The organism is Streptomyces sp. NPDC042002 (genome assembly GCF_055588305.1).
Map to the genome: position 1 here is coordinate 100253 of NZ_JBVJCT010000003.1, position 18355 is coordinate 118607.

Below are 18355 nucleotides of genomic sequence, written 5' to 3' on the forward strand. Positions count from 1 at the left end.
GAGCGCACATGTCCGCAAGCGAGTACCCGGCCGGTCAGCTGAACGGTCAGTACCGCGACGTCCTGTACGACGCCGCGGGCCGGGTGGTGTGGGACCACGGCTGGCGGTCCAACACGATCGTCGGGGACTGCCGCCGGCTGCTGGCCACCATGCTGCGCGGCACCCCCGGCTCGACCGGGCTGCTCGGCCTGCGGGTCGGTGCCGGGCTGAGCCAGTGGGACGGCGCCGGTCCGCCGCCGGCCGGCGCCGCGCAGACCGCGCTGGTCGACCCGCACCCGCACACCGTCGCCGCGGCGGACCTGCGGATGGACTTCCTCGACTCGGCGGCCGTGTCCGCCGCGCCCACCAACCGGCTGCAGATCCAGGCGACCCTCGGGCCCGGCGTGCCGAACTGGCCGGACGCGAACCACGTCAGCGGCAATCTGCGCGAGTTCGGCCTGATCGCGAGCCTGGACGGGACCACCGTGCTCGTCAACTACGTCACCCACCCCGTCATCGCCAAGGATCCCGCGAGCACGTTGCAGCGGACCGTCTGGCTGACGTTCTGAAGCGGAGAACCCATGGCCTCGATGACCTCCAGCACGTTCCACCCGCTGCTGCGGTACGTGAACGTGCGGCTCCAGCAGGGCGTACCGATCGTCGACTCGGACCTCAACGAGCTGGACGACGTCCGCAAGTTCGAGCTCAGGGCGTTCCTCAAGTGGTACGTCGGCGACGGCGTGCCCGAGGGCACCAACGGCTTCCAGATCACCGGCGGTCTGAGCAACGACTTCACCATCGGCGCCGGAGCGCCGGCCGGCGGCAGCGGCGCCGAGCTGGACACCGCGCTCGCGCACACCGGCCGGATCATCGTCGACGGTCTGGATGTCATGATCACGACCGATCTGGCGTTCTCGGCCCAGCCGCTGCACGCGTCGCAGTCCGGCGCCTCGGCCCTCGCTGCGAAGCTCGGGGTACCCGTCGTGCCGGCCCTCACCACCCCGGGCACGGCCACGACCCTGGTCGCCTACCTGGACGTATGGGAGCACCTGGTCACTCCCGACGACGATCCGAACCTGATCCTGCCCGCGCTCGGCGTCGAGTCGTGCGCCCGGATCAAGCGCGAGTGGGTGGTGCGCGTGGGGGCCGCCGTACCGGTGTCCGGGTCCTCGGACTTCCTGGCCGGGCACTCCTACACCGGGCTCGCCGGGCTCACCCGCCCGGCCGCCACCGCCCTCATCGCGTCGTCGAACATCGTGGACAAGCGCCAGCGGCGGCTGCTGCTTCCGCCGGCGCACCTGATCGCCGACACCGTGGGCGTCGACCCGTTCGACTACCGCGGCGGTGTCAACCGTCCGCTGATCAGCCTGCGCAGCGCGATCAACGCGCTGCTGGCCGGCCAGCTCCCCACCACGGGCGAGGTCGCCGTCGCCAACGGCCCGGGCGCCGACCTGCTCGGCAAGGCGGTGTTCCTGGACAACGCGAACGGTCTGGTGATCGTCTGGCAGTCCAGCCAGTCGGGCATCAGCCAGGTGGCCCTGGCCCGGATCGACCTGGCCAACCCGAGCCTCACGAGCGTTTCGGCGACCCCGTTGACCAGCGGCGGCGTGCACGCGGCACCGACGGCCCTGATGCTGCCCAACGGGGATTTCCTGGTCGCCTACCAGACCGCGGCGACCGAGGACCCGAACGCCGACCTGAAGCTGAAGCGGGGGCCGTTGGCCTCCCTCGCGGGAGCCGGCGAGGTGACGATCGCCGCCACCGCCAACGTCGCCGACCAGCGGGCGCAGGCGGTCCTGGCGGGCGACTTCGTGGTCTTCGTCTTCGACCAGTCGGGCAGCAGCACCGACAAGTGGTCCTACCTCCGCTACAAGCACACCGACAACTCCTTCCCGGACACCGCGCCGGTGCAGCTGGCGGTGAACTCCGGCGGCCGGGCCGTGCACACGGCGTCGGCCGGGAACGTGGTGTTCATCGCCTTCCACGACGGCACCAAGCTCACCGCCGTGCTGCTGAACCCGGTCACCAACACCGTCAGCAGCAGTACGCAGCAGACCGGGCAGGCGACCGACATCCACGTCCTGGCGCTCAGCGCCACGTCGGCGCTGGTGTTCTACAACAGCGGCAGCGGGCTGTCCGTGCTCACGTTCAGCGGGACCACCTGGTCCGGTCCGGCCGCCGTCTCCGGCACCGACGCCAACGACAGCCAGCCGGCCGCGGTCCAGGACGCCGACGGCACCGTCTGGCTGCTGTCCACCCGGAAGTTCTCCGACAACACCAACCACGTCGTCGTACGCCGCCGCAACGCGGCCAGCGGCGACTGGACCGCGCCGCAGCGGCTGGCCCCGAGCGCGGGCAACGACGGGTTCCCGGCCGCGGTTCCCGTCCCGGGCCAGGGCATCTGGGCCGTCTGGGCGAACGACCGCAACGGCTCCACCAACACCGACCTGTTCGCACGGCGGGTCATCACCGCCATCTGAGAGATCCGAGAAGGGCGTTCCATGCCACAGCCACGCATCACCAAGTCCACCGTCCCGGCCACCAACTCCTACACGGTCAGCGACGCGAAGGCGTTCGTACTGCACTTCCACCAGGACATCGCCGCCGGGGTCACCAAGGCCGTCAACATCACCTACGGTGTGACCGCCGCCGACCCGATCCTCGAACTCACCCTCACCGGCAACGCCCCGATCAACCTGCTGACCGTCCCGCCGGGCCAGGAGGTGACGGTCGGCGACTTCACCGTGGGGGTCACGGTCGGCCCGCCGGACACCGACACCGACACCGTCCTGGTCAACTGCCGGATCACCAACCAGACCCTCGGCTCCCTCGGCTCCCCGTGGACCCTGCGCGGCAGCCGGACCGCGCCGAACCAGTGGGACATCCGGTTCTCCGACACCACCGCCCTGGTCGACTACGTGATCTGCGACCCGCGCGCGGTGGTCCAGGACCCGGGAACGGCGCTGGAACAGGATCACGTCACGCTGGTGGCCGACGACGCGACGGGCCTGGCCTCCGAGCCGACCGTGCTCGGGCTCGCCAACCTGCCGCCGAACGCGTTCACGCCGAGCTACCTCTGGCACCATGACGCCGAACTGGCGATCCTTCCGATGGACGAGACCACCGACACCCCGACGCTCGACGTGACGCTTCCGGGCGTGTACGCGACGATCGCAGCCCCGCTGACACTCACCACCTCGTTCGGCACCGACGGCTTCCTCACCAACGTGAGCGAGCCCAGGCAGCTGACGATCAGCCACCGGCCGCAGGACATCGTGCTGGTGCTGGACCGCTCCGGCAGCATGGCCGCCGAGAACAAGTGGACCAACGCCGTCATCGCCACCCGGGCCCTCGTCCACCTCATCGCCGACGCCCGCGCGGGCGTCAACGACCAGGACCGGATCGGCATCGTCACGTTCACCGACCCCGGCGGCTGGCACGGGCTGCCGGTCTCCGACGAGGTCGAGATCGCGATGCCGCTCACGGCACTGAAGGACGCGCGCGAGGCCATCAACACGCTCGACCTGGGACAGCCGGCCGACAACACCAACATCGGCGACGGCCTCGTCGCCGCCCTCGACCTGCTCGCCGACGCCGGCCCGATCGGCGACCGGCGTTTCACCGTGGTCTGCATGACCGACGGGCTCCAGAACGCGGGCCACTACTACATCGGTGACACAGTGCCGGACAACGCGCCGCCCGGGACGGTGGAGGCGCTCACCAGCGTCACCGGTGCCAGGAAGCTGATCCTGGCCGGCGCGCGCATGTACGTCATCGGCCTCGGCTCGACCATCGACGTCGAACTGCTCAGGAAACTCACCGACACCGGCTTCAACCAGGTCCTCGACCCGGCCGGCCTGCCCGGGGTGTTCACCGACATGCTGCACTTCTCCCAGGAGGTCAACCGGCCCAGCCCGAGCGACAAGGCGCCCGAGCCCATCCCCAGCGAGGCCGGCCGGGTCTACGTCAGGACCACGGACGCCGACCGGGTCGTCCTCTCGGTGATCGCCCCGCCGACGGACGGCACCATCGCGCTCGACCTGTGGGACGGCCTCGGCTTCGTCCCGCCCAGCCCGGTGCCCGAAGCCAACGTGTCGGAGACCGACCAGGCCCTTTCGGTCGGCGCGCCGGACAAGCTGCCCGAGGGGGAGGTCATATGGCGGGTGAGCCTGCTGGACAGGACCACCCAGGAGCCGAAGGCGCTGACACCGGACCAGGTGCTGCTCTACGAGGACCTGCACCTCAAGGCCGAACTGACGCTGGACCAGCAGGCGTACCTGACCGGCGACGACATGGTCCTGACGGTCCGCATCCGCCGCGACGCGGCACCGGTCCTCGGCGCCGTCGTCCGCGCCGAACTCGACGCCCCCGCCGTGGGCCTTGGCGAGGCGCTGTCGGCGGCCGCCCTGTCGGCGGCCCCGCCGGCGGCCACGGCACCGGCGAACCCGGGCGGCAGGGACGTCCCGCCGCCGGCCGAGCAGCGCGTCATCGACCTGATGCGCCACAACGGCTGGTCCCGGTGGCCGCGCCACCAGGCGCCGGGCCTGTTCGCGGACGGCACCGACCTCCTGCACGACAAGAACGGCACAGGCGACTACACCAACACGTTCAGCCGGGTGCTCAAGGCCGGCGCGTACGGCTGGAAGGTCTTCGCCGACGGCCAGGACCCGCAGGGCAACGCGTTCGACCGCCAGCTCACCGTCTCCACGGTGGCCGCGGTGAAGGTCGACGCCCGTACGACGAGGGTGAGGACCGAACGCATCCTCCACCACCCCAGCGGGCTGCGGGCGACGAGGATCACCGTCACACCGCAGGACGTGCGGCACGAGCGGCTGGGCCCCGGTCACGACGACGAGGTCGTCTTCGCCCTGAAGGACGGCATGTTCGAGGAGATCCTCGACCACCAGCCCGCGCCGGTGTTCACCGACGGGACCTATCAGCGGGTCATCCTGTTCAAGGCCAACCAGCATCCGGTCGTCTCGGTCCGCGCCGCGGGCACGCTGCTCAAACCGATCGACGCCACCGGGTGACACACCCGCGGCCACGCGCCCGGATCCCCGCTCCGGGCGCGTGGCCGAAGGGCGGCGCGGGTCAGGCCGCTGTGATCAGTCCTGCGCCATTCCCGTCTTCACCCCGGCGCCGCACAGCGGCACCACGGCCTCCCGTCCGCCCAGCGCGCCCTCCCGGACCGCCGCCCAGCAGGCCACCCCCGTGGACTCCACGTACAGCCCGCGCCCCGCGAGATCCGTCTGCGCGTGGCGGATCTGGTCCTCCGTCACGGTCAGGAAGGCGCCCCCGGAGGCGCGCACCGCGCGCAGGATCTGGCGGGCCCGGAGCGGATGCGGGATCGCGATGCCCTCGGCGAACGTGGGCGCCATGGGGGTGACACCGACGAGGTCGTCGGCGCCCTCGGACCAGGCGCGGGCCAGCGGGGCGACCGCGGCGGACTGGACGGCGTACAGGGCGGGCCTGCGGTCGATGAGCCCCGCCGCGTGCAGTTCGGCCACGGCGAGGGCGGCGCCGAGGAGCAGTGTGCCGTTGCCGACCGGCACCACGACGACGTCCGGAAGTCGTCCGCCGAGGTCCTCCCAGAGTTCGTGGACGTACGTCTTCGTGCCGTGCAGGAAGTACGGGTTGAACACGTGCGAGGCGTAGAACACGCCGTCCTCGTCGGCCGCCTCGCGGGCCGCCCGCGCCGTCGCCTCGCGGTCGCCCTCGACCACCCGCAGCCGCGCCCCGTGCGCCTCGATCTGCTCCAGCTTCTTCGCGGAGGTGCCCTCGGGGACGTACACGGTGCAATGCAGCCCGGCCCGCGCGCAGTACGCGGCGACGGCCGTGCCCGCGTTGCCGCTGCTGTCCGCGAGCACCTGCCGGGGCCGCAGCCGCAGCGCCAGCTCGGCCAGCAGCACGGCCCCGCGGTCCTTGAACGACAGCGTCGGCATCAGGAAGTCGAGCTTGGCCGAGACGCCCTCGCGAAGCGGGACCAGAGGAGTGCGGCCCTCGCCGAGGCTGACCGTGGGCGCGGCCAGCGGCAGGCACTCCGCGTACCGCCACAGCGAGTTCACCCGCCCGGTCAGGGAGGTGAGGGGAGCCGGCGTCGGCGCGAAGTCCAGATCGAGCGGGCCGCGGCAGACCGGGCAGCACCAGGCGAGCGAGCCGGCGGGGACACGGGTGCCGTCCGTCGGGCAGAAGCAGTCCGGCAGTGGAGTCATAGGCGCAGGGTAGACGCGCCCGGGGGTGACGGAGCGTCACGAGCTGACGCCCGCTGTCATGGCCCCGCCGTGCCGCGCTTACGATGCGCCCAGTCATTCGGCAGTCGTACACAGGTTCCACCGCAGGTGGATGAGGAGCAAGGGAACTCGTGGCCATACCCCCGCCGCCCGGCCCGCAGCAGCCCGAGGGACAGTACCCGCCGCCAGGGACGCCGCCGGGCGCTCCGGAGGCACCGCCCGGCACCCCGGTGGCGCCCGGTGCGCACCCGCCTCCGTATCCGCACGCTCCGTACCCCCAGGGCCCTTTGCCGCAAGGGCCATACCCGCAAGGGCCGTACCAGCAAGGGCCGTACCAGCAGTTCCCGTACGCGGGCCCGTACCAGCCCTGGGGGCAGGGTTACTCGCCGTACAACCGGCCCGTGCCCTTCAACGGGTTCGCGATCACCGCGCTGGTGCTCGGCATCCTCTGCTTCCTGCCCGCCGTCGGGCTGGTGCTCGGGATCGTGGCGCTCGTCCAGATCAAGAAGCGCGGCGAGCGCGGCAAGGGGATGGCGGTGGGCGGCATGGTGATGTCGTCGATCGGTGTCCTCCTGCTCGTGCTCATGGTCGCCACCGGGGGAGCGGGCGACTTCTGGGACGGCGTCAAGGAGGGGGCGGGCGGCACCGGCAACACGTTCTCCCTGCACAAGGGCGAGTGCTTCGACGCGCCGGGCGACACCCTGGAGGGCCTCGCCTACGACGTCGACACGGTGCCGTGCGCCGGGAAGCACGACGCCGAGGTGTTCGCCGAGGTGGCGGCGCACGGCGACTCCTACCCCGGCGACTCCGCGGTCTCCGCCGAAGCCGGCGACCAGTGCTACGCGCTCACGGACACGTACGCGATGGACGGCTGGGCCGTCCCGGACAACGTCGACGTCTACTACTTCACGCCGACCCCGCAGAGCTGGCGCACGGGCGACCGCGAGATCACCTGCATGTTCGGGAACACCGACGAGCAGGGCACCCTGACCGGCTCCCTGCGCAAGGACGCCACGACGCTCGACGCGGACCAGCTCGCCTACCTGAAGGCCGCGCGGATCCTCAACAGGGCGATGGACTCGGCCCCCGACAAGGCGTACGTCGAGGACGATCTGCCGGGCCACAAGAAGTGGGCGACCCGGGTCTCGGGCGCGCTCGCCGCACAGGCGGGCCTGCTCCGCGGCCACCCGTTCGCCCCGGCGGCGAGCGCGCGGGTCGCGGCCCTGGTCAAGGACCTCGACCGGTCCCGGAAGGAGTGGGCGAAGGCCGCGGACGCGCCGGACGCGGACACCTTCTACGCGCACTACGAAAAGGGCGTGAAGCTCATCGACCCCAAGAAGACGGTCACCACCCGCAAGGTTCTGGGGCTCGCCACCACTCCGCCGAAGCACGACGACGCCGAGGGCGGCGACAACGGTGGTGAAGGCGGCGGCGGAATCGAGGTGTGACGGCGGCCACAGTGGGGAGAAAGCGCCTGCGTAATGCCCTCAAGGGGCATGCGTCATCACATCGAGTGATTCTCTGGCCTTTGCTTGCATGGCACAACCCACGGTTGCCACGCTGTTGCTGTCTGTACAACCTGATGGGAGCGGCTAAGTGACTTTCGGTGAGCAGCCGGCGTACTTGCGTGTCGCGGGTGATCTCCGCAAGAAGATCGTCGACGGCTCGCTGCCACCGCACACCCGACTCCCCTCGCAGGCCAGAATCCGCGAGGAGTACGGCGTCTCGGACACGGTCGCCCTGGAGGCGCGCAAGGTCCTGATGGCCGAGGGCCTGGTCGAGGGCCGCTCCGGTTCGGGAACCTACGTACGGGAGCGGCCGGTGCCGCGCCGCGTGGCCCGGTCCGGATACCGGCCGGACAGCGGTGCCACCCCCTTCCGCCAGGAGCAGGCCGACCTCGCCGTGCGCGGCACCTGGGAGTCCCACAGCCGGCAGGTCGAGGCGAGCGGCGCGATCGCCGAGCGGCTGGCCATCCAGCCGGGCGACCGTGTGATGTGCACGAACTACGTCTACCGGGACGGCGGCGAGGCGATGATGCTCTCCACGTCGTGGGAGTCGCTCGCCGTCACGGGGCGTACGCCGGTGATGCTCCCCGAGGAGGGCCCGCTCGGCGGCATGGGTGTCGTCGAGCGCATGGCGGCCATCGACGTGATCGTGGACAACGTCACCGAGGAAGTGGGCGCGCGCCCCGGCCTCGCCGAGGAACTCCTCGCGCTGGGCGGCGTACCCGGGCATGTGGTCGTCGTCATCCAGCGCACCTTCTACGCCTCGGGCCGTCCAGTGGAGACGGCGGACGTGGTGGTCCCGGCCGACCGGTACCGGATCGCCTACCACCTGCCCGTGAAGTGACCGCGCGGCACCTCCGTACGGCACTTCGTACGCCCTTTCACGCGCCGTAGCGTCCGGCCTCTGGGCGTGCGCCATGACCGGCGGTCCCCGTGCGGACCGCCGGTGCCTCAACGGGGCCGTCCGTGAACCCGGTTGGAATCTGGCCGTTCTCAACTGGCGGGCCGGGGAAGGACTTAGCCCTGTTCGAGGGCGCGCGGGGAGCCGAGGGCGGCGCGTTCGACGGCGTGCGCCCCCCGGGCCGGCGTTCCCTACTGGCCGGTTGCGTACCTCTTCGTGAAAAGACGTATTCGCTGCGTGAAGGTTAGGCGTAGGCTCGGGCATATGCGGAATGCGGTTTCCTTGGAATGCGGGGTTCGGCGGGGGCCCGGGGCGGGAAGCGGAGGGGCTTGATGACCGACAGCACGATCACTCTTCCCTGGCTCGTCATACGGCAGGACGACAACGGCAATCGCTATCGCGTGGGCAGGTACGCGACCCGCGCCGAGGCGCAGAAGATCGCGGACAGCCTCGACGACCGCGGGCACAAACAGCTCTACTGGGTCGAGCGGATAGGGCAGAACGGAACCCACTGATCCATCCCGCCCGGGACCCCGCCCCGCTCCCGTAGGCTCCGGCGCATGACGGAACGGATCGTGGTGGTCGGAGGCGCCCTGGTGCGCGACGGGCGCCTGCTCGCCGCCCGCCGCAGCGCACCCCCCGAACTCGCCGGGCGCTGGGAACTGCCGGGCGGCAAGGTCGAGCCGGGCGAGACCCCCGAGCGGGCCCTCGTGCGCGAGCTGCGCGAAGAGCTCGGCGTCGACGCGGAGGCGCTGGAGCGCGTCCCCGGCGAGTGGCCCCTGAAGCCGGGATACGTCCTCGTGGTGTGGGCCGCCCGGCTGCTGCCCGGCTCGGCCGAACCCGGAGCCCTCCAGGATCACGACGAGCTGCGCTGGCTGACCCCCGAAGAGGTCTGGGACGTGGACTGGCTGGACCAGGACGTACCGGCGGTCAAGGGCGCGCTGCCGTGGCTCGATCCGGGCGCGTGACGAGCCGGGCGCGGAATTCGTACGCCGTTCGCGCCATAGTGTGCCCCCTGGTGCGGTAAGGCATCACGCATACCGGGTATGTGCCCATTAATCCCACGAAACCCGACATGGGTGGGTTCCTGGCCTGGGAAGTGATCGGCTTGATCGACACCGAAGGCGACTGCGCAGAGTGGACCTTTCCCGCGGAGCCCGGTGCCGTCCGCACCGCCCGCGCCGTCGTCCGGGGACAGCTGCACGAATGGGGTCTCGACTCTCTCGGTGACATCGCCGCACTGCTGGTCAGTGAACTGGTGACGAACTCGCTCCGGCACGCGACGGGCCCGATCGGTGTCCGCCTCGTACGTCCCGGGGACGTGCCGGACGCTCTCCGCGTCGAGGTCTCCGACCCGCTGCCGGACCCGCCCCGCGAACGGGCCGCCGACACCTCCGACGAGAGCGGCCGCGGACTCCAGCTCGTGGCCGGCTCGTGCAGACGCTGGGGCACCCGGCCCGCGGACACCGGCAAGACCGTCTGGTTCGAGCTGGCCGTGCCGGGCTGAGACGCGGAGGGTTCCGACGACCGCGCGGTGTCCGGCCGGATCATGACCCCGACGGGTGTCGGATTGTTTGATTCGACGGGGCGCCACCTGGTTAGAAGACTTGGGAGTATGTCGCGGCCGGTCCAAAAACCATCGGGACCGTGCTGTGATCGTGAACACCGTGTCGTGCGGCGCCGTAGTGCTGGATACTGCGGGCAGCCGCCTCCGGTGACCGGTGCCGGACGCGGTGAGCTGGAGGGGACGGTTCGCGTGAGCGAGATACCAGCGAAGGCCACGGAGTCCGAGGACCCGTCGGACGGCGCGAGGGCTGATGCGGCGGGCGATTCGGCGCGCGCCGTTCCCGGCGGGGCCGGGGGCGGGACCACGGGCGAAGAGGCCGACGGCGCGGTGGCAGGCCTGGCCGGTGACGCGGTCGGCGAGGCGCCGGGTGACGCCATGTGGCAGAGCAGCCCACCCGGTTCGATCTACGACTACATCAAGGCCGCCTCCTTCTCCATCGGCGCCGACGGGCTGGTCGACCAGTGGAGTCTGCGGGCCGAGCAGCTCTTCGGGATCTCCGCGGAGCGGGCCGTCGGCATGGACCCCATCGAGGCGTTCGTCACCGCCGACCAGCGTGAGTTCGGTCAGCGGAAGATGGCGGAGATCCTGGACGGCCGCGAGTGGACCGGTCTGGTGCCCTTCCGGACGCCCGCCTCCGAGGACACCGGTGAGGGCGCCGAGAGCTCCGGGGGCACCGAGGGCCTCGCCGAGGTCTATGTGATGCCGACCACGACCGAGCACGGTGAGCGGGCCGCCCTCTGCATCGTCGTGGACGTCCGCACCCTGCGGAACATCGAGACGGACCTCGCCGCCTCGCAGGCGATTTTCGGTCAATCTCCTTTCGGATTCCTGCTGATCGACACGGACCTCCGGGTCCGGCGCGCCAACCAGCGGTTCGCCTCCATTTTCGGCGGAAGCGTCGACGACCACCGCGGCAAGGGCGTTCACGACTATCTCCCGCGCGCGGAGGCCGAGCGGGTGACGGCGATCCTGCGCCGGGTCCTGGAGACCGGTGACTCGATCACGGACATGCACGTCACCGGACAGGTCCCCGGCTCCGACGAGCGCCGCCACTGGTCCATCAACCTCTACCGGGTGCACAGCGGCAGCGGCCGTCCCATCGGTATCGCCTGGCTCGGAACCGACATCACCTCCCGCCGCGCCGCCGCCAGGGAAGCGGCCGCCGCACGGCGAAATCTCGCCCTTCTGAACGAGGCGGGCGCCCGCATAGGCAACTCCCTCGACCTGGAGACCACCGCACGCGAACTCCTCGACGTCGTGGTCCCCGGCTTCTGCGACCTCGCGACGGTCGACCTGTACCAGGGTCTGCTGGCCGGCGACGAGACCCCGCCGGGCCTCGCGGACGGCAGTGCCGAACTCCGCCGGGTCGCCTTCGCCAGCGCCGTCTCCGACGCGCCCTTCGTCGGCGGGCCGGCGCCCGTCGCCGTCGGCGCGGTCCACCACTACCCGTTCAACTCGCTCTGCGCGGACGCCCTGCGCACCGCGAGGCCGCAGCACATCCCCGCCGAAGAGGGCGGCCTCATCCAGTCCACGCTCGCGGTCCCGATGGTCGCCCACGACACCGTCGTGGGACTCGCCCAGTTCTCCCGTACGAAGGGCAGCGAGCCCTTCGGGGAACGCGACCGCGCCCTCGCCGTGGAGCTGGCCGCCCGCGCGGCCGTCTGTATCGACAACGCGCGCCTGTACCGCCGCGAGCACGAACGCGCCCTCATCCTGCAACGGTCCCTGCTGCCCCCGGGCGACCCCGAGGCCTCCGGTCTCGACATCGCGTGCCGCTATCTGCCGGGCAACGCGGCGACGGAGGTCGGCGGCGACTGGTTCGACGTCATCGAACTCCCCGGCCACCGCACGGCCCTCGTGGTGGGCGACGTGATGGGCCGCGGGCTGCGCGCCGCCGTCGCGATGGGCGAACTCCGCACCGCGGTACGCACCTTGGCCCTGCTCGACCTCGAACCCGCCGAGGTCCTCTCGGCGCTGGACGAGATCGCGCGCGGCCTCGGCACCCCCGGAGGGGTCCAGCAGGCCACCCGCACGGCCCGCCAGCCCCGCGACGCCGACCTCTCCGAGGTGTACCTCGCGACCTGCGTGTACGCCGTCTACGACTCGGTGACGCGCCGGTGCACCTTCGCCAACGCGGGCCACCTGCCCCCGGTGCTGGTCGAGCCCGGAGAGACCGCGCTGATGCTCGACGTGCCGCCCGGGATGCCGCTCGGGGTGGGTGGCGAACCCTTCGAGGAGGTGGAGGTCGAACTGCCCGAAGGCGCACTGCTGGCGCTCTACACGGATGGACTGGTCGAATCGCGCGACCACCCCCTCGACGAGGGTCTGCAAGCGTTCGTCGGCGCCCTCACCGACCCCTCCAGCGCGCTGGAGGACGTCTGCGACCACGTCCTCAACACCCTCGACACCCACCACGGCGAGGACGACATCGCCCTGCTCATGGCACGCGTCCAGGGGCTGCCGGCCGACTCCGTCGGTGACTGGACCCTGCCGCGTGAACCGCGCAGCGTCGGGCGGGCCCGTGAGTACGCGCGCACCCAGCTGGTCGCCTGGGACCTGGAGCCTCTTGTCGACACGACGGAACTGCTGGTCAGCGAGCTGGTGACGAACGCCCTGCGGTACGGCGAGGGCGAGATCAGGCTGCGGCTGCTGCTCGACCGCACCCTCGTCTGCGAGGTCTGGGACGCCGGCCTCGTCCAGCCGCGCCGCCGTCGCGCCCGCGACACCGACGAGGGCGGGCGGGGCCTGCAACTCGTCGGCCTCCTCTCCGCGGGGTGGGGCTCCCGCCGGACCCCGCGCGGGAAGACCGTGTGGTTCGAACTCCCGCTGCCGGACGGGGAGACGGGGCTCACCGACCCGGCGGAGGCCTTGCTCAGCCTGTTCTGAGGGCTGGGGGCTGGGGGCCGGGGTTCACGAGGGCTGAGGGCCGGGGCGCGGCCTGCGGTCGTCCCCATGGTGGTCCGCCGCGCCCGTAGGGCCGCAGACTCCGTCCACGGGCCCTCGGGCGACGGGTGCCCCGGCGGGGACGGGAACAGGCAGGGGCGGGCACCGGAGGGCGCGAACCGCCTCGGCGCGCGCCCCCGGAGCGGGCCCGTCGGCGTCAGACCCGCCGGCTTCCGCGGCCGGACGGGGAGCACGGGCCTTCTCGGCTCGCCCGCTCAGGTGAGGGAGGCCGCCCGGCGGCCCCGGGTGCGCGGGCCGCCGTAACTCATCGGGCCGCCCTCTCCGTCGCTCAGGAGGATTCCGCCGAGCACCGCGCCGCCCGCTCCGGCGCCCCCGCGGCCGCCCGCTGGATTGCCGTACGCCCGTACGTCCCGCTCGGCCAGCCGTCGGGCCTCCCGGGCGAGGCCATCGGCCCTGCGCACCTCGGACAGGCCCGCGGACCCCGGCCCGAGCAGCCGTTCCGCCTCGGCCAACCGGGTCCGGGCCTCGCTGCCGACCGCTCCGCGGTGCGTGCCGATGAAGCAGGACGCCCCGGCGAGGGCGCTGCGGGCGGGGAGCAGCGCGCGGGCGCGCCCGGCGGGCACGTCACCGCCCCCTGCCCCCGCGAGGCCCGCGGCGGCCTCCATCACCCGGCGCAGCGCGTCCAGCGGATCGTGCGGCCCCGCCGCCGTCTCGTGACGCACCCCGGAGAGGAGCGCCTCCGTACGCCCCAACTGCCCGACGAGTCCGGCAGGACCGTCCGGCGGGAGTCCGCGGGCCGCTTCCCGAACGGCCTCCACCGCCGCGAGCGCCTCAGGCAACTCCGCCGCCGCCGCGGTCAGTTCGCCCGCCAGCCGGTCCACGCCGTCCACCAGGTCGGCGGCCTGCCCCAACGCCCCCTCCGCCGCCCGTAGATGGGCGGCCGCCTTCGCGCCGTCGCCCCGGTCCGCGTACTGCCGTGCCTGGTTGAGATGGAACGTGGTGAACACGAGCCGGTCCTTGGCCTGTTCGGCGTCGCCGGCGACCGGGATCGAGGTGGCCGGGGCGTACCGCTTGTGGAGATCGGCGATCGTGGCCTCGGCGGCCGGGGTGCGCGCGGCGACCTCACGGAAGCGGGTCTCGGCGGACTCCAGGGCGGCCACCGCGTTCCGTTCCAGCGCCCGGATCTGGTCGAACCCCGGAGCCGCCTCGTCCAGCCGCCGGCCGGCGTCCTGGCACCGGGCGATGATCTCCTCCAGGACCTCCCTGGTGTCGTCCTCGGCCAGGATCGCGCCACTCGCCTCCGCCTCGTCGAGGCGCTGCCGCAGCCGGAAGGCCGCGGCGAGTTCGGCCTCCGCGTGCCGCAGGTCGTATACGAACGGTTCGATCACGTCGCCCGCCGACCGGTCCGCGGCGAGGCCCAGCTCCTCGGTGCAGACGCGTACGCAGTCGTCGATCTCGACGAGCAACCGCCGGGCCTGCCGGTCGAGTTCGTGGAGGGGTACGACCTCGGGGTCGCCGCCGGGTGTCGTCCGGGTCGTCGCCCGCCGTCTGCGGCGCGCGTACGCGTACGCCGCCAGCGCGCCCGCGGCGCCGACCGCGACCAGGGGCGGCACGAGATCGCCGGTCGCCGACCCGTCCCGCGGGGCCGCGGCCGGCGCGGCGGTGACCCCCGCGCTCCGCGCCACGGCCGCCGGGTCGTCGGCCCCCGCCCGCGCCAGCGGCAGCACCAGCCAGCCCGCCGCGACCAGCCCCCCGAGCACGGCGTGCGCCACCCGCACGGCTCTGTGCGACGGGGCCCGGCGCGACCGGCTTCGACTCTGGGACGACGTCACATTTGGGAGCGTATGGCCGTTCGAGCGCCTCCGCGACCGGTATACGGGGAGTTGGTGACACGTGGAGTACGGGAGGTACGGGGGCGTACGGACGGGGTGCGAGGGTCCTGATCCGGGCGCTCCCGCCGCTCGCGGACCGACGTGACGGCGTCCCCGGAGGACGGGGCGGAGGATGACTGCCATGGCCCCGCGTGCCATGATCGGGACGCGTGCCCACTCCGGTACGCGGGGGGAAACGGGGGCTCGATGCACTGGTATTTCGTGGGGTTCGCCGCGCTGGTTGTCACCGCGCAGGCCGGACTCGGGATCGCGGCCATCACGACCTACCGGGTTCCGCCGTGGTTCCGCGGCCGGGTCGTGCGCCCGACGCTGTGGGGGTCGGGCGCGCTGGCGGGGGCCGTGGGCATGTCCCTGTTCATGTTCCTCGGACCGTTCCGCGGACCCGACCTCGACATGGCGCCGTACGTCCTGGGCGGGTTGGCCTTGTTCCTCGTGGGCCAGACGGCCCAGACGCTGGGGCAGCGCCCGGGCAGCCGCGCCGCGGTCCTGCCGGACCCCGGGGAGCGATGACGGCAGGACGCGCGTGGACGGGGGACGGCGTGCCGCCCGTCCCCGCCCCACTCCCGTCTACGTCCGCCGCCTGCCGATCTTCGAGCCCAGCCACACCAGCGGGTCGTACTTGCGGTCGACGGCCCGTTCCTTCAAGGGGATCAGCGCGTTGTCCGTGATCTTGATGCCCTCGGGGCAGACCTCCGTGCAGCACTTGGTGATGTTGCAGTAGCCGAGGCCGTGCTCGTCCTGGGCCGTGCGCTTGCGGTCAAGACCGGCCTCCGCCGCCGCGTCCAGCGGGTGCATGTCCAGCTCCGCCACCCGCATCAGGAAGCGCGGTCCGGCGAACGCCGGCTTGTTCTCCTCGTGGTCACGCACGACATGGCAGGTGTCCTGGCACAGGAAGCACTCGATGCACTTGCGGAACTCCTGCGAACGGTCGACGTCCTCCTGCATCATCCGGTACTCACCGGGTCCGACACCGGCGGGCGGTACGAAGGCGGGGACCTCCCGCGCCTTGTCGTAGTTGAAGCCGACGTCGGTCACCAGATCCCGTACGACCGGGAACGCGCGCAGCGGGGTGACGGTGATCGTCTCCTCCCGGGTGAACACCGACATCCGCGTCATGCACATCAGCCGCGGCCGGCCGTTGACCTCCGCCGAGCACGAACCGCACTTGCCCGCCTTGCAGTTCCAGCGCACGGCGAGGTCGGGGGCCTGGGTGGCCTGGAGGCGGTGGATGATGTCCAGCACCACCTCGCCGTCGTTGACCTCGACCTCGAAGTCCTTCAGGCCACCGCCCTTCACGTCCCCGCGCCACACCTTGAAGCGGGCCTCGTAGCTGCTCACGCGTACCGCGCCTCCTCGTACCGCTCCAGCGCGTACCACTCCTTGCGGCTGCTCACTCGTACAGCTCCTCTTCGGCGAGGTACTTGACCAGCTCCTCCTTCTCGAAGAGGGCGAGCAGGTCGGGGCGGATGGGCTGGGTGGTCTCGTTCACCAGGTCGATCTGTCCGGCCACCGGGTCGGTGGCGGCCAGCCCGCCGGTGGGGTCGGTGAGCCGGCACAGGAGGTTGATCCGGCGCCAGGAGCGCTCCATCGCCGGGTGGTCCTCGCGGGTGTGCCCGCCGCGCGACTCCGTGCGCTCCAGCGCCGCCCGTGCCACGCACTCGCTGACCAGGAGCATGTTGCGCAGGTCCAGGGAGAGGTGCCAGCCCGGGTTGAACTGACGGTGGCCCTCCACCCCGGCCCGGCGCGCCCGGACCCGCAGCTCGGCGAGCTTCTCCAGGGCCCGCTCCATCTCGGCCTCGCGGCGGATGATGCCGACCAGGTCGTTCATGGTCTGCTGGAGTTCCTGGTGCAGGGTGTACGGGTTCTCGGGCGGGTGCGCGCCGGGGGCCGGGGCGCCCTCGGCGGACGGGACGGATTCGGGTCCCTCGGCAGAGAAGGGCCGCAGCGCCTCCGCGGCGGCCGCGTCGATCTGCGCCTCGTCCAGGGGTGGGCGGGTGCCGCCGTCCCCGGTGAGACCGGCCGCGTACTCCGCCGCGTGCCACCCGGCCCGCCGCCCGAACACCAGCAGGTCGGAGAGCGAGTTGCCGCCGAGCCGGTTGGAGCCGTGCATGCCGCCAGCGACCTCACCGGCCGCGAACAGCCCGGGTACGCCGCGGGCCGCCGCCGTGTCCGAGTCGACCGCGACGCCGCCCATCACGTAGTGGCAGGTGGGCCCGACCTCCATGGCCTCCGCCGTGATGTCGACGTCGGCCAGCTCCTTGAACTGGTGGTACATGGACGGGAGTCGGCGCTTGATCACCTCGGCGGGCATCCGGGTCGACACGTCGAGGAAGACGCCGCCGTGCGGGGATCCGCGGCCCGCCTTCACCTCGGAGTTGATCGCCCGCGCGACCTCGTCACGCGGCAGCAGCTCGGGCGGGCGCCGGTTGTGGTCCGGGTCCTCGTACCAGCGGTCGCCCTCCTCCTCCGACTGCGCGTACTTCTCCTTGAAGACATCGGGGATGTAGTCGAACATGAACCGCTTGCCGTCGGAGTTGCGCAGCACTCCGCCGTCGCCGCGCACCGACTCGGTGACGAGGATGCCCTTGACCGACGGCGGCCAGACCATGCCGGTCGGATGGAACTGCACGAACTCCATGTTCAGCAGCGGCGCCCCGGCGAGGAGCGCCAGCGCGTGCCCGTCGCCCGTGTACTCCCACGAGTTGGACGTCACCTTGAAGGACTTGCCGATGCCGCCGGTGGCGATCACCACGGAGGGCGCTTCGAGGACGAAGAAACGGCCCGACTCGCGCTCGTAGCAGAAGGTCCCGGAGACGCGCTCGCCGTCCTTCAGGATCCGTGTGACGGTGCACTCCTGATAGACCTTCAGGCGCGACTCGTAGTCACCGGTCTCCTTCATGTCCTCCTGCTGGAGGGACACGATCTTCTGCTGGAGCGTGCGGATCAGTTCGAGTCCGGTGCGGTCGCCGACGTGGGCGAGGCGCGGGTACTCGTGGCCGCCGAAGTTGCGCTGCGAGATCCGCCCGTCCCTCGTGCGGTCGAAGAGCGCGCCCCAGGTCTCCAACTCCCATACCCGGTCCGGGGCTTCACCGGCGTGCAGCTCGGCCATCCGCCACTGGTTGAGGAACTTGCCGCCGCGCATGGTGTCGCGGAAGTGGACCTGCCAGTTGTCGCCGGAGTTCACGTTGCCCATGGCGGCCGCGATGCCGCCCTCGGCCATCACCGTGTGCGCCTTGCCGAACAGCGACTTGCAGATCACCGCCGTACGGGCGCCGCGCTCGCGTGCCTCGATCGCGGCACGCAGTCCGGCGCCACCGGCACCGACCACGACGACGTCCCACTCCTGTCGGTCGACCACGGACATCAGAAGGCCCCAC

General features: G+C 72.0%; 14 protein-coding genes. 10 read left to right on the plus strand and 4 right to left on the minus strand.

Features of this window, described 5'->3' with window-relative positions:
- Window positions 1-8 precede the first annotated feature (8 nt).
- The 3 genes from ACZ6KY_RS05775 to ACZ6KY_RS05785 are packed head-to-tail and all read left to right on the plus strand — an operon-like array spanning window position 9 to window position 5009.
- The gene (locus tag ACZ6KY_RS05775) at window positions 9-548 is read left to right on the plus strand and encodes a hypothetical protein (protein ID WP_469309064.1); all 540 of its coding nucleotides are present in this window, start codon (window positions 9-11) and stop codon (window positions 546-548) included.
- A gap of 12 nt (window positions 549-560) precedes the next feature.
- The gene (locus ACZ6KY_RS05780) at window positions 561-2459 is read left to right on the plus strand and encodes a sialidase family protein (protein ID WP_469309065.1); all 1899 of its coding nucleotides are present in this window, start codon (window positions 561-563) and stop codon (window positions 2457-2459) included.
- A 21-nt stretch (window positions 2460-2480) separates the two neighbouring features.
- Window positions 2481-5009 (plus strand): vWA domain-containing protein, encoded by a 2529-nt coding sequence (locus ACZ6KY_RS05785; protein WP_469309066.1) that lies wholly within the window; start codon window positions 2481-2483, stop codon window positions 5007-5009.
- 75 nt (window positions 5010-5084) lie between these two features.
- On the opposite strand, the gene ACZ6KY_RS05790 is transcribed toward ACZ6KY_RS05785, so the two are convergent.
- Complete coding sequence (locus ACZ6KY_RS05790) at window positions 5085-6191, minus strand: threonine synthase (RefSeq protein WP_469309067.1); 1107 nt, start codon at window positions 6189-6191, stop codon at window positions 5085-5087.
- 419 nt (window positions 6192-6610) lie between these two features.
- Here ACZ6KY_RS05790 and ACZ6KY_RS05795 point away from each other — a divergent pair, with 419 nt between their 5' ends.
- From ACZ6KY_RS05795 to ACZ6KY_RS05820, 6 genes are all read left to right on the plus strand, one after another.
- On the plus strand, window positions 6611-7657 hold the full coding sequence (locus ACZ6KY_RS05795; RefSeq protein ID WP_469309068.1) for a DUF4190 domain-containing protein: 1047 nt from the start codon (window positions 6611-6613) through the stop codon (window positions 7655-7657).
- A gap of 148 nt (window positions 7658-7805) precedes the next feature.
- Window positions 7806-8558, plus strand: a complete 753-nt coding sequence (locus ACZ6KY_RS05800) for a GntR family transcriptional regulator (RefSeq protein WP_469309069.1) — start codon at window positions 7806-7808, stop codon at window positions 8556-8558.
- Between the two features lie 389 nt (window positions 8559-8947).
- The gene (locus ACZ6KY_RS05805; protein ID WP_469309070.1) at window positions 8948-9130 is read left to right on the plus strand and encodes an SPOR domain-containing protein; all 183 of its coding nucleotides are present in this window, start codon (window positions 8948-8950) and stop codon (window positions 9128-9130) included.
- Between the two features lie 45 nt (window positions 9131-9175).
- Window positions 9176-9583 (plus strand): (deoxy)nucleoside triphosphate pyrophosphohydrolase, encoded by a 408-nt coding sequence (locus ACZ6KY_RS05810; RefSeq protein WP_469309071.1) that lies wholly within the window; start codon window positions 9176-9178, stop codon window positions 9581-9583.
- 107 nt (window positions 9584-9690) lie between these two features.
- A complete protein-coding gene (locus ACZ6KY_RS05815; protein ID WP_469309072.1) occupies window positions 9691-10122 on the plus strand; it encodes an ATP-binding protein in 432 nt (143 codons plus the stop codon).
- Window positions 10123-10371: 249 nt separating this feature from the next.
- A complete protein-coding gene (locus ACZ6KY_RS05820) occupies window positions 10372-13068 on the plus strand; it encodes a SpoIIE family protein phosphatase (protein ID WP_469309073.1) in 2697 nt (898 codons plus the stop codon).
- A 272-nt stretch (window positions 13069-13340) separates the two neighbouring features.
- On the opposite strand, the gene ACZ6KY_RS05825 is transcribed toward ACZ6KY_RS05820, so the two are convergent.
- Window positions 13341-14858 carry a hypothetical protein gene (locus ACZ6KY_RS05825; protein WP_469309074.1) on the minus strand — a complete coding sequence of 506 codons (1518 nt, stop codon included), beginning with the start codon at window positions 14856-14858 and terminating at the stop codon, window positions 13341-13343.
- A 306-nt stretch (window positions 14859-15164) separates the two neighbouring features.
- On the opposite strand from ACZ6KY_RS05825, the gene ACZ6KY_RS05830 reads away from it, so the two are divergent.
- Window positions 15165-15488: a hypothetical protein gene (locus ACZ6KY_RS05830; protein ID WP_469309075.1), complete on the plus strand. Its 324-nt coding sequence runs from the start codon at window positions 15165-15167 to the stop codon at window positions 15486-15488.
- Between the two features lie 57 nt (window positions 15489-15545).
- On the opposite strand, the gene ACZ6KY_RS05835 is transcribed toward ACZ6KY_RS05830, so the two are convergent.
- Together ACZ6KY_RS05835 and ACZ6KY_RS05840 are read right to left on the minus strand one after the other, a co-directional pair.
- Window positions 15546-16316 carry a succinate dehydrogenase/fumarate reductase iron-sulfur subunit gene (locus tag ACZ6KY_RS05835; RefSeq protein WP_469309076.1) on the minus strand — a complete coding sequence of 257 codons (771 nt, stop codon included), beginning with the start codon at window positions 16314-16316 and terminating at the stop codon, window positions 15546-15548.
- A gap of 52 nt (window positions 16317-16368) precedes the next feature.
- Complete coding sequence (locus ACZ6KY_RS05840) at window positions 16369-18342, minus strand: fumarate reductase/succinate dehydrogenase flavoprotein subunit (protein ID WP_469309077.1); 1974 nt, start codon at window positions 18340-18342, stop codon at window positions 16369-16371.
- Window positions 18343-18355 lie beyond the last annotated feature (13 nt).